Origin of the sequence: Novosphingobium sp. fls2-241-R2A-195, from assembly GCF_030209485.1 — a bacterium.
In the GTDB taxonomy this organism is placed as follows: domain Bacteria; phylum Pseudomonadota; class Alphaproteobacteria; order Sphingomonadales; family Sphingomonadaceae; genus Novosphingobium; species Novosphingobium resinovorum.
Map to the genome: position 1 here is coordinate 1 of NZ_JARVRY010000001.1, position 14,982 is coordinate 14,982.

The 14,982-nt window shown below is 67.2% G+C and carries 14 protein-coding genes; 4 read left to right on the top strand and 10 right to left on the bottom strand.

The genetic code is table 11. From position 1 onward, the window contains the following. Positions 1–898, bottom strand: an 898-nt coding sequence (locus QRN25_RS00005) for a fumarylacetoacetate hydrolase family protein (protein ID WP_285016566.1), incomplete at its 3' end; no start/stop codon positions are given. 156 nt (positions 899–1,054) lie between these two features. After that, positions 1,055–2,704: a family 43 glycosylhydrolase gene (locus tag QRN25_RS00010; RefSeq protein ID WP_285016568.1), complete on the bottom strand. Its 1,650-nt coding sequence runs from the start codon at positions 2,702–2,704 to the stop codon at positions 1,055–1,057. Positions 2,705–2,817: 113 nt separating this feature from the next. On the opposite strand from QRN25_RS00010, the gene QRN25_RS00015 reads away from it, so the two are divergent. Continuing rightward, positions 2,818–3,852, top strand: a complete 1,035-nt coding sequence (locus QRN25_RS00015) for a LacI family DNA-binding transcriptional regulator (protein WP_285016569.1) — start codon at positions 2,818–2,820, stop codon at positions 3,850–3,852. A 138-nt stretch (positions 3,853–3,990) separates the two neighbouring features. Here the strand turns inward: QRN25_RS00015 and QRN25_RS00020 are convergent, their stop codons facing one another. Together QRN25_RS00020 and uxaC are read right to left on the bottom strand one after the other, a co-directional pair. Beyond that, positions 3,991–5,421: a mannitol dehydrogenase family protein gene (locus tag QRN25_RS00020; protein WP_285016570.1), complete on the bottom strand. Its 1,431-nt coding sequence runs from the start codon at positions 5,419–5,421 to the stop codon at positions 3,991–3,993. Continuing rightward, complete coding sequence (gene uxaC / locus QRN25_RS00025; protein WP_285016571.1) at positions 5,418–6,860, bottom strand: glucuronate isomerase; 1,443 nt, start codon at positions 6,858–6,860, stop codon at positions 5,418–5,420. Before uxaC ends, QRN25_RS00020 begins: the two co-directional genes overlap by 4 nt. Before the next feature lie 62 nt (positions 6,861–6,922). On the opposite strand from uxaC, the gene QRN25_RS00030 reads away from it, so the two are divergent. Next, positions 6,923–8,443 (top strand): UxaA family hydrolase, encoded by a 1,521-nt coding sequence (locus tag QRN25_RS00030; protein ID WP_285016573.1) that lies wholly within the window; start codon positions 6,923–6,925, stop codon positions 8,441–8,443. Positions 8,444–8,556: 113 nt separating this feature from the next. On the opposite strand, the gene QRN25_RS00035 is transcribed toward QRN25_RS00030, so the two are convergent. The 5 genes from QRN25_RS00035 to panC all read right to left on the bottom strand — a co-directional run bounded on the left by QRN25_RS00035 (position 8,557) and on the right by panC (position 12,845). Continuing rightward, positions 8,557–9,912: a sensor histidine kinase gene (locus QRN25_RS00035; RefSeq protein ID WP_271180771.1), complete on the bottom strand. Its 1,356-nt coding sequence runs from the start codon at positions 9,910–9,912 to the stop codon at positions 8,557–8,559. Between the two features lie 55 nt (positions 9,913–9,967). Further along, the gene (locus QRN25_RS00040; protein WP_271180772.1) at positions 9,968–10,654 is read right to left on the bottom strand and encodes a response regulator transcription factor; all 687 of its coding nucleotides are present in this window, start codon (positions 10,652–10,654) and stop codon (positions 9,968–9,970) included. A 190-nt stretch (positions 10,655–10,844) separates the two neighbouring features. After that, positions 10,845–10,982 (bottom strand): hypothetical protein, encoded by a 138-nt coding sequence (locus tag QRN25_RS00045; protein ID WP_271180774.1) that lies wholly within the window; start codon positions 10,980–10,982, stop codon positions 10,845–10,847. A 112-nt stretch (positions 10,983–11,094) separates the two neighbouring features. Then, a complete protein-coding gene (locus QRN25_RS00050) occupies positions 11,095–11,859 on the bottom strand; it encodes a CsgG/HfaB family protein (RefSeq protein WP_271180775.1) in 765 nt (254 codons plus the stop codon). A gap of 128 nt (positions 11,860–11,987) precedes the next feature. Further along, positions 11,988–12,845 (bottom strand): pantoate--beta-alanine ligase, encoded by an 858-nt coding sequence (panC, locus tag QRN25_RS00055; protein WP_285016577.1) that lies wholly within the window; start codon positions 12,843–12,845, stop codon positions 11,988–11,990. Between the two features lie 131 nt (positions 12,846–12,976). On the opposite strand from panC, the gene QRN25_RS00060 reads away from it, so the two are divergent. Next, on the top strand, positions 12,977–13,789 hold the full coding sequence (locus tag QRN25_RS00060) for a division plane positioning ATPase MipZ (RefSeq protein ID WP_008829605.1): 813 nt from the start codon (positions 12,977–12,979) through the stop codon (positions 13,787–13,789). Between the two features lie 11 nt (positions 13,790–13,800). Beyond that, positions 13,801–14,085 (top strand): J domain-containing protein, encoded by a 285-nt coding sequence (locus QRN25_RS00065; RefSeq protein WP_036529901.1) that lies wholly within the window; start codon positions 13,801–13,803, stop codon positions 14,083–14,085. A 144-nt stretch (positions 14,086–14,229) separates the two neighbouring features. On the opposite strand, the gene QRN25_RS00070 is transcribed toward QRN25_RS00065, so the two are convergent. Then, on the bottom strand, positions 14,230–14,979 hold the full coding sequence (locus QRN25_RS00070) for an SDR family NAD(P)-dependent oxidoreductase (RefSeq protein ID WP_271180779.1): 750 nt from the start codon (positions 14,977–14,979) through the stop codon (positions 14,230–14,232). Positions 14,980–14,982: the final 3 nt, after the last annotated feature.

The following is a 14,982-nucleotide window of genomic DNA, read 5'->3' on the forward strand; positions in this document are numbered from 1 at the left end:
CGTCCGGGTATTGATGCTCGGAAAAGCACTGGCGCAGCAGGTCGAGCGGCGGGCGGCTGATTTCCGACATGCGGCTCTCGCCTTCGAGCAGGAAGCCCTCGGTGCCCTCGATGCGCAGCAGCACCCGCGCGTTCTCGACGTCGGCCACGGTGTAGCCCGCGTCGAACAGGCGCACGAACGGGCCGATCGCGCAGCTGGCGTTGTTGTCCTTCGCCTTGCCCAGCAGCAGCGCCGAGCGGCCTTCGAAATCGCGCAAGTTGACGTCGTTGCCGAGCGTCGCGCCCACGGCCTTGCCGCGTGCGTCGGAAAGGATGACTACTTCCGGCTCGGGGTTGTTCCAGCCCGAATCCGAACGCACGCCGATCGCCGCGCCCGAACCCACGGTGGAAAGCACCGGCGACTTGGTGAAGACTTCCGCATCCGGCCCGATCGCGACCTCGAGGTACTGCGACCACATGCCGTCCTCGATCAGCGCCGCCTTGAGCGCCGCCGCCTCGGGGCTGCCGGGCACGACTGAACGGATCGAGCCGCCGATGCGCTCCTCGAGCCCGCTGCGCACCGCCTGCGCCTTGTCGGCATCGCCGCGCGCGCGTTCCTCGATCACGCGCTCCAGTGCGGAGACTGCGAACGTCACGCCCGCCGCTTTCACGCACTGCAGGTCGATCGGGCTGAGCAGGGTGGCACGGGCCAGAACGTCCTCGGCGGCGCCAAGGGCCTTGCCCTGCGCGGGATCGAAGGCGCCTGCATCGACGAGGTCGGCCACGGTCGGCGCGATGCGGCTCATGTCGTAGGCCGCGCCGCCGCTCAGCAGCACCGGCGTCGGACCCTCACCCAAGTCGAGGCGGCCGAGGAACAGGCCGTCCTTCCAGTCGGCGGGGAGCATATCGAGCGAGGTCATGCCGTTCGTCCTTTTCGTCTTTGGGGCCGTCGTCGTCCCGGGCTCGACCCGCGACCGGTGCCTGTCTTTAGGCGGGCGCTGCCGTGCCGGGCGCCCTGAAGCTGTGTGGGCTGGTCACGGCCAGCGGTCCCGGATCGAGTCCGGGACGACGATCACTTACAAAGCCTTGAACTTGAAGTTGCTAAAGCGTGCCTCGCCCTGTCCGGCCGAGTAGAGACCCGGCCGCAGCATCAGGAAGCCGCCGCGCACATTGTGGTGATAGCCGGAGACTTCCATGCCCCGGTCGAAGCGCTTCCACGTTTTCCCGCCGTCGCCGCTGGTGTGGAAGGCGACGATGTGGCGATCGTTCCGCACCCGCATCAGCATCTTGCGGCCGTGGTAGTTGGCCGGGCGGCCGCGCTCCATGCCGTACTGGTGCGTCACGAATTTGGCCGCGTCGAAGCCCAGCCCGCAGTAGAGCTGCTGGTCGTAGAACAGCAGCAGGCCCGCAGTGACGCCGGGGTCGATGTCGATCTCGCACTGGAATTCGTAGGCCTGGTCGCCCGCGATCAGCAGCAGCGGCGAGGAATCGACCGGAGCCTTGCCGCTGGCGGTCAGGTGCAAAGTGTTGTTCGCCACCCGCGCGCGGTCGCGTTCGGTCGGCGAGGGCTTGAAGAAGTTCCAGCGCCGCCCGATCTCCAGCGTCGAGAAATCGTCCGACAGCGGCATCCCGTGCGGACCCGCCTTGCGGCCGCCCCTGGGTGTGCGGATCGGCTTCGACAGGTCGCCGCCCTCCATGCGGAACCAGCCGTCGGCGGTCCAGCTGACGGGATCGAGCAGGGTCTGGCGGCCGAGCGTCCAGAAGTCCTTCTCGTAGCCGTGATAGACCGACCACCAGTCCCCGGCAGGCCCCTCGAACAGCGTGGCGTGTCCGCGCGACCACCAGGCTTCCGACAAGTCGGTGGTGCGCACGATCGGGTTGTGCGGGCAGTTCTCCCAAGGGCCGTGGATCGACTTGGAGCGCGCGGCGATCACCATGTGCCCGGTCGGCGGACCGGCCGTGCCGCCCACGGCGGTGACGAGGTAGAAGTATTCACCGCGCCGCACGATCTTGGGGCCTTCGGGGGAGAATCCCTCTACGTCCCAGTCCTCCGGGTAGTGCCAGGGGTCGTAGACGTGTTCCACCGCGCCGACGGTGGAGAGGCCGTCCTCGGCAAGCCGGATGCGGTCGCCGCCGGAAAGGAACAGCCAGCGCGAACCGTCCTCTCCGACCGCGTGGCCGGGGTCGATATGGTCGGGCAGGCCGAGGCTGACGGGTTCGCTCCACGGGCCTTCCGCCTTGTCGGCCCAGACCACGTACTGTGCGTTGGGCGTGGCCTTGACGGTGAAGTAGATGAAGAAGCGGCCGCCATGCTTGCTGATGTCCGGCGCCCAGACCGAACCGAGGTTCTTCGTCAGCGCGGCGGTGAGGGGGCGCCAGTTGATCAGGTCGGCGGAGTGCCACACGACCAGACCCGGATAGGAATCGAAGGTCGAGAAGGTCATGTAATAGTCCTTCCCGTCCCGCACGATCGTCGGGTCGGGATGGTCGCCCGCCATCAGCGGGTTGAGGTACGTGCCGTTGCCCTGATCCGGGATACGCTGGTCGTCGAAGCCGCGCCGATACTTCGAGGCGCCGCCCGAAGCGGGCTTTGCAGGCGAGGATGCGGCGGCCGTGGCTGCGCTCGCGCTGCCTGCCAGCGCCGTCAGCGATGCCGCGCCGCCTGCTGCGCCCAGCGCTGCGGCCCTACCCGCTGTAAACAGGGCCTCTCGGCGGTCGAACTTCATGGCTCTCTCCGGTTCTGCTTTGATTTATGCTAGCGCTATCATTTGTGGGGCAGGTGTCAATGAAAATTGCAGGAACGCTTGATCGTGCCAGCGCAGGCCATACAAGCCTAGGGATGCACGAAACCCCTGCAAGAGCGCGCGACGGCGACCCCACCATCGAGGACGTGGCCGCCGCTGCCGGGGTGTCGATCCGCACCGTATCCCGCGTGCTCAACAAGTCGCCCAAGGTGAATGCCGAGACGCGGCTGCGGATCGAGGCCGCGATCGCCGCGCTCAATTTCCGGCCGAGCCCGCGGGCGCGGGCGCTGGCGATGCGGCGCTCGTTCCTGATCGGGCTGATCCACAACGACCGCAACGCGCTGGTGCTCGATTCCATCCAGCGCGGCGTCGTCGCCCTGACCGCGCCGCGCGGCTACGAGGTGATCGTCCACCCCACCCCGCTGGAGGCCGAGGCGGCGATCCGCGACGTGCTGGGCTTCGTCGAGCGGTCGCGCGTGGACGGACTGGTGATCCTGCCGCCGGTTTCGGGCGTGCCGGGTCTGGCCGAGGCTCTGGCCGAGGCGCAAGTGCCGGTCGCGGCGCTGTCTTCGGTGCCGATCGCTGGCTTTACCGACGTCATCGTCAGCGAGGAGCGGACGGCAGGCGCGCAAGTCGCGCGGCATCTGCTCGATCTGGGGCATCGGCGGCTGGGCATCGTCAACGGTCCCGCCGATACGGCTTCGGCCATGGAGCGCCGCGCGGGCTTCATCGAGGAGGCGACGCGCGCCGGGGCCAGCGTGGCCGAAGCGCCGGGCGACTACGATTTCGCCTCGGGCGTGGCCGGGGCGGAACAGCTTCTGGCGCTGGCCGAGCGGCCGACGGGCATCTTCGCGGCGAACGACATCATGGCGGCGGGCGTGCTCAAGGTCGCGGCGGCGCGGGGGATCGCGGTGCCGGGGGGGCTGTCGGTGGTGGGCTTCGACGGTAGCCTGCTTACGCGGATGCTGAGCCCGGCACTGACCTCGGTGCTGCGGCCCTTCGGCGACATGGCGGCAGCGGCGGCAGAGCGGCTCATCGCGCGGATCGAGGGCGGCGAGGCGCCGGAACCGTTCGAGGTGGAACTGCGCGTGGTTCCGGCGGAATCGACGGGGCCTGCGCCTTCGGTCTGATTGCCGTTGAGACTTGGGTGATGATCCTCTCCTCATTCGTCATTGCGAGCGCAGCGAAGCAATCCAGGGCGGCTTAGAACTGCCTTGGATTGCTTCGCTGCGCTCGCAATGACGAGGTGTGTGGGGTCGAGGAGGTGCTTACGCCGCCACCGGCTCCAGCCGTCCGGCCTCCAGTGCCGCCAGCCCGGCTTCCACCGCGCCGACGAACCGTCCGTCGGAACCCAGATCGCCGAACACCTCGTGCATCGCCAGTACGCTGCGCCAGTCGCCCGCACGCTCCAGCAGCGAAGCGGCGAGGGGGTCGGTGATCGTTTGGCCGTCCCGCGCCGCGCCTGCAAGGAAGCGCAGCCATGCCGCGATCGGCAGCGCCAGCCGCTCGACCGGCCGCCCGGCCGCGAGCGCCTCGCGCGTGGTGTCGAGCAGGCGGTAGGGCAACTTCTGCGACCCGTCCCACGCGATCTGCGACAGCAGATGCCGGATCTCGGGATTGCGGAAGCGGGCGAGCACGTCGGAGATGTAGCCGGCGAGGTCGAGCCCGGGGGGCGGCGCGATCGACGGCGCGATGTCCTCGCGCATCAGCCGTTCGGCGAAAGCGGCGAGTTCGCTGTCGGCCATGGCCTCGCCGACCGTCTCCAACCCACGACCAAGACCGATGTAGGCGAGCGACGAATGCGCGCCGTTGAGCAGGCGCAGCTTAGCCTTCTCGAACGGGCGCACTTCGCTGGCGAATGTCACGCCTGCCACGTCCAGCGCAGGACGTTCGCCTGCGAAGCGGTCCTCGATCACCCACTGGGTGAAACGCTCGCGCTGGATTGGCCAGGCGTCCTCCAGCCCGGTGGCCGCCACGACGCGGGCGCGCAGGGCATCGTCGGTGGCGGGGGTGATCGAATCGACCATCGCGTTCGGGAAAGCGACATTGTCGGCGATCCAGCGGGCGGTGTCGGGATCGATCGCCTCAGCCAGCGCGATCGTCGCGGCCTCAAGCTTGCGGCCATTGTCGGTGAGGTTGTCGCAGCACAGCACGGTCACGCCGGGGAGCCCGGCAAGACGGCGTGCCTGCAGTCCGCGCACCAGCCAGCCGGTGAACGAACCTGGCGTCCAGTTGGCGACGCGAGAGGCATCGAGGTCCGCCTTGATGGCCGCGTTCGCGAAGTCCAGCGCCCCGTCCGCGCCGAGGCAGTAGCCCTTCTCGGTCACGGTGGAGCTGACGATGCGAGTGTCCGCATGAGTCAGCGCGCCGAGGATCGCGGCCGGATCGTCCTTGGTGAGAACGCCACCGATGGAGCCGATCACGCGATACGCGACCTCGGTGTCCAGCAGGGCGAGCGTATAGAGCCCGTCCTGCGGGTTCAGCGCGTCGGCCACCCCGCGCGAATTGAGGCTCACGCCGGTCAGTCCCCAGCGCGGGTCTTGCGCCAGCAACGTATCGAAGGCGGCGGCCTGATGCGCGCGGTGGAACGCGCCCGGCCCGAAGTGGACGACGCCGCGCTTGACGGCAGAGCGGTCGTACTGCGGTTGGCTCACGCCTGCGGGGAGGGCGGTGATGCTGTTTTGCGAAAGACGGATCACGCCGGTTCCACCTCGCGCGCGGGAGCTTCGAGGCCGTAGGCCTTTCGCACCAGCCCGACGGTCAGTTCGTGGGCCAGTTCGGCAGCCTCCCAGTCCTCCATGCGATGCTCGGCGACGAGGCGGGCGAGGAAGCCGCAGTCGATCCGCCGCGCGACGTCGTGGCGCGCCGGGATCGAGAGGAAGGCGCGGGTGTCGTCGTTGAAGCCCACGGTGTTGTAGAAGCCTGCCGTCTCGGTGGTCATCTCGCGGAAGCGGCGCATGCCTTCGGGGCTGTCGTGGAACCACCATGCCGGGCCGAGCTTGAGGCACGGATAGTGCCCCGCCAGCGGCGCGAGTTCGCGCGCATAGGTCGTCTCGTCCAGGGTGAAGAGGATGACCTTGAGGTCCGGCTCGTTGCCGAAGAGGTCGAGCATCGGGCGCAGCGCCTCGACATATTCGGTGGCGCGCGGAATATCGGCGCCCTTGTCGCGGCCGTGGCTGGCGAAGAGGCGGGCGTTGTGGTTGCGGGTGGAGCCGGGGTGGATCTGCATGGTCATACCGTCCTCCACGCTCATGCGCGCCATTTCGGTGAGCATCTGTGCGCGGAACAGCTCGGCCTCGTCGGCGTCGGCTTTCCCGCCCATGACCTTGGCGAACAGCGCCTCGCATTCCACCGTCGAGAGGTTGGCGGTGCGGGCGGTGACGAAGCCGTGGTCGGTCGCCGTCGCGCCCATCGCGCGGAAGTCGGCGCGGCGCTTGCGGTGCGCGGCGAGGTAGCCGGTCCAGCTCTCGACGTTTTCGCCGGACAGGTCGGCGAAGCGCACGATGTCGCGCGCGAAGCTGTCATGCTCGGGGTCGATCACCGAGTCCGGCCGATAGGTGGTGACGACCTTGCCCTGCCAGCCCGATGCCTGAATCGCCTTGTGATGCTTCAGGTCGTCGCCCGCGCCCTCGGTGGTGGCGAGCAGTTCGATGTTGAATCGCTCGAACAGCGCGCGCGGGCGGAATGCGGGGGAGGCGAGGGCCTCGCCGATGGTGTCGTAGTAGAAGTCGGCAGTGCTCTCATCCAGCGCCACGTCGATGCCGAAGACTTCGCCGAAAACGTGGGGCAGCCACATGCTGGATGGCGTGCCGCGGAACAGCTTCCAGTTCGCCGCGAACAGGCGCCATGCCTCGCGGGGGTCGGTGGCGGGCATCACGCCGCCCTTGCGGGGGACGGCCAGCGCGTCGAGGTCGATGCCTTGCGAATAGAGCATGCGGAACAGGTAGTGGTCCGGGGCCAGCAGCAGCTCGGTCGCATTGGTCCAGGCCGCGTCGGTGGCGAACCATTCCGGGTCGGTGTGGCCGTGCGGGCTGACGATCGGCAGGCCGGCGATTTCGGCATAGAGTTCGCGGGCGATGGCGCGCGTCGTCGGGTCGGCCGGCAGCAGGCGATCGGGGTGCAGCGAGAGCTTGGGCATCCTTGGGACTCCTCGGAAGAGTGCGTTTGCGGCTCGATTACCGAGTTGTGCCAGCGCTGGCAATGCTGTATCGGCGGGCCATGGTCGAAACGCTTTCCAAACCTGTCACCGTGATGCGGATTTCCGCCGAGGATCACGTCGCCGTCGCCCTGGAGCCGCTTGAGGCAGGCGCGGAAGTCGTTGTGGACGGTCAGACGATCTGCCTCAGTGATGCGATTCCGGCTGGCCACAAGTTCGCCGTCATGCCTGTTGCCGCGGGTTCGCCGGTTCGTCGCTATCGCGCGCCGATCGGCCTTGCCACGCGCGACATCGCGGTGGGTGAGCATGTCCACGTCCACAACGTCCACACCGCGCTTTCGGGCGAGAAAGCCTATGCCTTCTCCGGCGCGCGGGTCGAGGAGCACGCGGCGCAGTCTTCGCGCTCCTTTCGGGGCTACGTCCGGCCGGACGGCAGCGTCGGCACCCGCAACGAATTGTGGATCCTGCCCACGGTCGGCTGCGTCGGCCGCCTGGGCGAGCGGCTGGCGGCGAAGGGCAACCTGCGGTCGCCCGCGAACGTCGATGGCGTTCATGCGTTCAATCACCCGTTCGGCTGCTCGCAGCTGGGGGCGGACCTCGATGGCACGGCGGCGGTGATCGCCTCGCTGGCGCTCAACCCCAACGCGGGCGGCGTGCTGCTGCTGGGTCTCGGCTGCGAATCGAACCAGCTGGAAGAACTGCTCAAGCGCATTCCCGACGACCGCCGCGATCGCTTGCGTGTGCTGCGCGCGCAGTCGGAAAGCGACGAGTTCGCCGCCGGGGAAGCGCTGATCGACGAACTGCTGGGCCTGATGGCCGAGGACCGGCGCGAGGACGTGCCGCTCTCGAAGCTGCGGCTGGGCGTGAAATGCGGCGGCTCGGACGCGATGAGCGGACTGACCGCCAATCCGCTGATCGGTCTGATGGCCGATGCGGTGACCGACGCGGGCGGTGCCGCGATCCTGACGGAAATTCCCGAAATCTTCGGCGCCGAGAACCTGCTGCTCGAACGTGCCACCAGCGAAGAGGTGTTCGACAAGCTCTCGGGCCTCGTCAATTCCTTCAAGCGCTACTTCATCGAGAACGGCGAGCCGGTTTCGGAGAACCCCAGCCCCGGCAACATCGCGGGCGGCATCACCACGCTGGAGGAAAAGTCCCTGGGCGCCGTGCAGAAGGGCGGGCTTGCCCCGGTCTGCGACGTGATCGGCTATGGCGAGCGGATTTCGACGACGGGACTGACGGTGCTCGAAGCGCCCGGCAACGATGCCGTTTCCACCACCGCGCTGGCGGCAGCGGGGGCGACGATCACGCTGTTCTCCACAGGGCGCGGGACGCCGCTCGGCAGCCCGGTACCGACGATGAAGATCGCCTCGAACCATTCATTGGCCGAGCGCAAGCCGGGCTGGATCGACTTCGATGCCGGACTGGTGCTGGAAAAGGGCATGGCGGGCGCGGCGGCCCTGCTGCTCGACCGCATCATCGCCGTCGCGAGCGGGGAACCGGCGCGCAACGAGAGTAACGACGAACGCGCCATCGGTATCTGGAAGCGCGGCGTTACGCTGTAAGCGTGCTCACCGTGCCGACGGGACGCCGTATAAACCCCCGATGCCCTCATCATCGCGAGTGAAGAGAGGGGCTAGATGCCTGCCACACGACCTTGCGTCGCCGCCCGAAGCGATCATCGTCTGAATTCCGGTGCAATAGTGAAGCAGGCGCCTCTTTCGCTGGGGGCGAGCGAGATTTCGAGATGATGCCGTTCGGCTATCGCGCGGCATAGTGCGAGGCCGAGGCCTGCTCCTTCGGTGCCGAGCGAACTACCGCCGCGGGCGAATTTCTGGAAAATCCTGTCGCGCTGGTCTTCGGCAATGCCTGGCCCGTCGTCGCTGACGATCAGCAACGGCCCTCGTCGCAGCGTGAGGCGGACCGTACCGCCGGGAGGTACGAACTTGAAGGCGTTATCCAGCAAGTTGGTGATCAGCCGGGTAAGCGACATTTCCTCGCCCGCGATCGAGACTTCGGGCTCGATGTCGAGGATTAGCCGGTGGCCGGATTCCTCGGCGCTGTCGGCGTAGAGTTCGCCGAGGCGGGCGGACAGGGAACTCAGGTCCACGGGGATGAGGCCATGGCGATCGCCGCGCCGCGCCTCGCTGGCAGCGATGTCCAGCAGCGATTCGAGCATGCGGATGATACCCCGGATCTCGGTACGAGCATCGGCGATACGCGCGGCCGTCTCGGCATCGGGCGTGGCGGCGAGTGCTTTCACCAGCCTGTTGTCGAGATGCATCAGCGGCGTGCGCATCTCGTGCGCGACATGGTCGGTCGTTTCGCGGTGGGCTGCGGCGAGTCGTTTCAGGCGGCCAAGGGCGTTGCCCGAGTGGGCGGCCAGTTCGTCGATCTCGTCATGCCCGGCCGAGCCGCGTGCCAGTTCCTGCAGCGCTGCGTCGTCGGGCTGGCGGAAGGCGGCGTTGATCCGTTCCAGCCTTCCTGCCAGGCGATGCGCTGCAGTCCAGCCGCCAAGCGCCACCGCCAAGGTCGCCAGCACGCCGCCGGTGAGGAATACCAGTGCCACCTGCCGCAGCAGCATGGAAAGGTCGCGATACTCGTGCGCGACCAGCAGCTTGAGGTTGGGGCCGAGTTGGGTGGCGCGGGCGAAGGCGAGTTCGCCGCCCTCGATGCGGATGTCGGCGGCCTCGGAGATGCCGGCATGCAGCCCCGGCCATTGGGTCAGGTCTCCGGCGATAGGTTTCCCCTGCGCATCGGCGAGGAGGTAGTGCGCGGGATCGCCGTTGCGCGGTTGCAGTGCGAGGCGGTCCTTGATGCGCTTGCCGAGTTCGTCGCGATCGCCGCTGGCGTAGATGTCGACCATGCCAGCAAGATCGACGTCGACAGCCCGTTCCAGCGCTTGCCGGTTGGAGCGCTCGATCGTGGCGTTGGTCAACAGCCACAGCCCGAAGGTGATCACCGCGGCCGTGGCGATCGCCCAGACGACGATCTGAGCGAAAATCGAATTACGGATGAAAGCCAGCCGCTTCATGGGCATACGTAGCTTGGCAGCGGATCGCGGACCGATGACGCTATGAAGGGCCCGCTCACCGCCCGTCCAGCAACCTGTAGCCGGAGCCCCAGATGGTTTCGAGCGCGGGCTTGTCGAAACCTTCTTCGAGCTTGCGGCGCAGGCGGCCGATGTTGACGTCCACCACGTTGGTCTGCGGATCGAAGTTCATCTTCCACACGTCGCGTAGCAGCATCTCGCGCGTCAGGACTTCGCCTGCGTTCTCCATGAAGTGGCGGAAAAGCTCGAATTCCTTGGGGCTGAGTGCAAGGTGGCGATTGTCGCGAAAGGCGGTGCGGGCCTTCACGTGGCACTCGAAGGCGCCGTAGAGGATGACGGCGGAATGCTCGCGGCCGGAAGAGCGGCGGTGCAACGCGCGCAGGCGGGCGAGCAGTTCCTCACCTTCGAAGGGCTTGGCGAGGTAGTCGTCGGCCCCGGCGTCCAGCCCTTCGGCGCGGTCGGTCGAGCGGCCGAGCGCCGAGAGTAGCAGGACCGGCGTGCCGACCCCGCTCTCGCGCAAGCGAGACAGGATGGTGATGCCGTCCAAGTCAGGAAGCATGCGGTCGAGGATGATGACGTCGAACCGCTCTGCGCCGGCGCGTTTGAGGCCTTCGTTGCCGGTTGCGCACCATGTGAGTGCGTCCCCGGCCCCGACTGCAAGCTCCTTTACTTGGGACGCTGCGCGCATATCGTCCTCAATGTAGAGGATATTCATTCCAACCATCATGCCGCTTTCACAGCCAAGTGATTATCGTTATCTATTGCAGCTATTAATAAGCGCGTGGTGGCCCACCGTCGCCTGACAATGCTTGTTATTATTGGGTCGGTGGCTTGCGTCTCGTTTCCTGGTCCATCTTTTTCAGAAAGACGGGCACTTTTTTGCCCGCCTTTCTTGTTTTTCCATCTGGTGCAATTCAACCGAAGAAGAAGCTCCAGAAGCTCCGCGCGGTACCGGTGTCCAGATTGCCGGGGACCGTTTCGATGGCCGCATTTGCTACCGTGGCCGAAAAAACCAGGGCAGCACTGACTGCTGCGATCGCGAACTTTTTCATCGATGAACTCCTGTGCCCCTGGCAATATCGGAATCAAGCAAAGGCGCTATTCCGAGGTCTGCAGGATATGTTGCGACAAGTGCGCGTCAACACTTCCACGAGTTAAATATAGTTATTGCGCCTTGGGCGCTGCCGCCGAGGCATCGACAGGCAGGCCGCCAAGCTCGGTGACCAGCTTGGTGTAGGCGTCAAGGTAGGCGAGCACGATGATCTGGCCGATCTGCGTGTTCTGGTAGCCGCCGCCGCCTGCTGCACCGAAAGTGCCGCCGAAGAAGCCGCCGCCGCCCGCGCCGAAGCTGACGTCGGACTTGCGGGCATAGCCCTCGGTCAGCGCCTCTTCCACGGTGGTGCGCGAATTCACGATCGAGAGGGTGACGTTCGCCTCGCCCTTCTTGACGTTGAGACCACCGGCGATCGCACCCACGCCGCGCCCGAACAGGCCGCCGACGCCGCCCAGCACGCCGCCGATGCCGCTACCGCCCGAATTGTTGTTGGTCGAGACGATGTCCGGCTGCAGGAAATAGTCCGCCGCCTTGATTTGGCCCTTGCCGATGTTGGAGCCCTTCTGCAGTTCACCCTGTTCGGCGAGCGCGCGCTCCATGGCGCTGTTCTGCAGCGAGCGGCCGCGGTTGACCATGGTGAAGCAGCCCGACTTCTGCACGAAGACGCGCAGGATCGCCTCGGGGCTGCCCAGACTCAGTTCGCGCCACCACTGGGTGTCGGGCTCGATGATGGCGACGGTGCCCAGGTTCTTGCGGCAGACGGGGATCGACTGCTGGCCCTTTTCCTGCAGTTTTCGACCCGAGGACTGGTCGGCGAGGGCGGGGGTGGCCGCAAGGGTGGTGAGCGCGGCCAGCGCGCAAACGAACGTCTTCATCAGTAGTGCTCCCTATTGTCTCGCGCAGACGCGCGATGTGCCCAATCCCCAGGGCGACGAACTCCTTATGCCGTCACTCTTGCACGAACAAATGACGATGTCTGTGAGAATCTTTCGCAAATACAACGTCAGGAGGGATTTACCGCCATGTTGTCGATCAGCCGCGCGGGGCCGATCCGTGCCGCCACTATGAGGCGCATCGGCCGGTCTGACCGGGTGCTCAGTACGGCGAGATCATCCGCATCGCGCAGTTCGGCATAGTCCACCGAACGGAAGCCCCCGGCGACGATCTCCGCCTCCAGCGCCGCGAGGGTGGCGGGCACGTCCGCGCCGCTCTCTATCGCGGCGATGGCGGTGCGCATCGCGGTCGGCAGCGCCACCGCCGTCCGGCGCTCATCGGCAGAGAGGTAGGCATTGCGCGAGGACATAGCGAGCCCGTCCGCCTCGCGCACGGTCGGCACGCCGAGGATCGCGTCGGCGGCGGGGCGGGTGAGGTCGAAGTCGCGCGCCATGCGGCGGACCACGGCCAGCTGCTGCCAGTCCTTCTCACCGAACAGGGCCATGTCGGGCATGACCTGGTTGAACAGCTTGCACACCACGGTGGCGACGCCGTCGAAGTGGCCGGGCCGCGACGCGCCGCACAGGCCCTCGCTGACCCCGGCGACAGAGATGTTGGAGGCGAAGCCGGCCGGGTACATCGCCTCGACCGTGGGTGCCCAGAGCAGGTCCACCCCTTCGGCTTCCAGCAGCGCCGAGTCGCGGGCAAGCTGGCGCGGATAGGCGTCGAGATCCTCGTTCGCACCAAACTGGAGCGGGTTGACGAAGATCGATGCGACCACGGCCGCGCCCCGGCTTTTCGCCTCGCGCACGAGCGTCAGATGGCCGTCATGCAGTGCGCCCATCGTGGGCACGAGCGCGACCTGACCGGTCTTGCGAAGCTCGGCAACGGCATTGCGCAGTGGATCAAGGGCGTGGACGGTTTGCATTGGGCTTGGCTGCTCCGGTATGATGGGCGCGACCGAAAGGTGCGTTTGGGCCTTAGCCCCGGCGCACCTGCGGGGGCAATGATTTCAACGTCGGGCCGGGCGACCGGTCCCGCGAGCAGGATAACGGTCACGTGACAGCGCATCGCATCGTCTTCGCCAACGAGAAGGGCGGCACCGGCAAGTCCACCACCGCCGTCCATGTCGCCATCGCGCTCGCCTACCAGGGCGCGAATGTCGCCTGCATCGACCTCGACCACCGCCAGCGCACGCTCTACCGCTACCTCGAGAACCGCATCGAGACCGAGCGCAAGCGCGAGATCGCGCTGCCCGGCGCGCGCTTCGCGGTCTACGATGGCGACGACATCGGCGAACTCGACGATCTCGCCGAGCAGATCGCGGAGGGCTACGACTTCCTCGTCTTCGACACGCCCGGCCGCGACGATCCCTTCGCCCGCCACGTGGCGACCACGGCGGACACGCTGGTCACCCCGCTCAACGACAGCTTCGTCGACTTCGATCTTCTCGGCCAGGTCGAGAGCGAGACCTTCAAGGTCAAGCGCCTCTCGTTCTATGCCGAAGTCATGTGGGAGGCGCGCAAGAAGCGCGGCCTCAAGACGATCAACGAAGGCCGCCGCGAACTCGACTGGGTCGTCGTGCGCAACCGCGTCCAGCATGTCGAGGCGCGCAATATGCGGCGTATCGACGGGGCGCTTCAGGAACTGTCCAAGCGCGCGGGCTTCCGCGTCGCGGCGGGCCTGTCCGAGCGCGTCATCTTCCGCGAGCTGTTCCCCTCGGGCCTGACCCTGCTCGACAAGGGATTTCTGGGCGATCTGGGCACCAGTCACCTCGTCGCGCGGCAGGAACTGCGCGGGCTGGTCGCCGGGCTCAACCTGCCGGTGCCGGTACGGCGGGAGTCCGAAACGGCCTTCGCCGCCGCGAGCTGACGGGAAGGCCCATGATCAAGCTGCTTTGGCTGGTCGCGCTCGGCTGCATCGTCTGCCGGATGCTCATCGGCCGCTGGCCCTGGGAAAAGAAGCGCAAGGTCGCGGGGCCGTCCTTCGAGACGGCGCAGGCGCGGGCGCTGCTGGGCGTGGACGCGGGCGCCGACCGGCGCGAGATCGTCGAGGCGCACCGCCGCCGCATCGCGCTGGTGCACCCCGACAAGGGCGGCAGCTCCGAGCAGGTGCACGAGGCGAATGCCGCGCGCGACCTGCTGCTGGCGGTGCTGCCTGCGGATTAGAATGCCATCGTCTTTGGCTGAAACACCATTCGTCATCCCCGCGAAGGCGGGGACCCATCTGATGATGGTTCAATCTGCCACGTCAGGAGATGGGTTCCCGCCTTCGCGGGACTGACGGCGATAAAATTACGAGGCGAGCACGCTTTAATTTTCCCGCGCGATCTGGAAGCCCGCGAACGACTGGTTCACCGGCATCAGTTCCAGCGTGTTGATGTTGACGTGCGCGGGCAGGGTGGCGACCCACAGCACGGTCTCGGCGATGTCCTCGCCGGTCATCGGGTTGACGCCTGCGTAGAACGTGTCTGACGCGGCCTGGTCGCCGCCATTGCGGACCACGGTGAATTCGGTCTCGACCATGCCCGGCTCGATCGAGGTCACGCGCACGCCGGTGCCGCTCAGATCCGAGCGCAGGCCGAGCGCGAACTGGCGCACGAAGGCCTTGGTGCCGCCGTACACGTTGCCGCCGGTGTAGGGATACGTCGCCGCGACCGAGGACAGCATCACGATCCCACCCTTGCGCGCGATCAGGCCCGGCAGCAGCTTGTGCGTCAGCGAGACCAGGCTGACGACGTTGGTGTCGATCATCGTCTTCCAGTTGGCGAGGTCGGCTGCCTGCGCGGGCGCCGCGCCCAGCGCGAGACCCGCGTTGTTCACGAGGCAGTCGATCGCGGCGAAATCGGCCGGAAGCGCATCGAGCGCGGCGTCGCGGGCGGCTTCGTCACGCACGTCGAAGACGGCGGCGTGGAAGCGGTCGGCACCCAGTTCGTCCGTCAGCGCCTGAAGCCGCTCGGCGCGGCGGCCGGTGCCGATCACGCGCCATCCGGCCTTCACGAAAGCGCGCGCGCAGGCTTCGCCGATACCGGAAGTGGCGCCGGTTACAAGTACGGTCTTCATGGG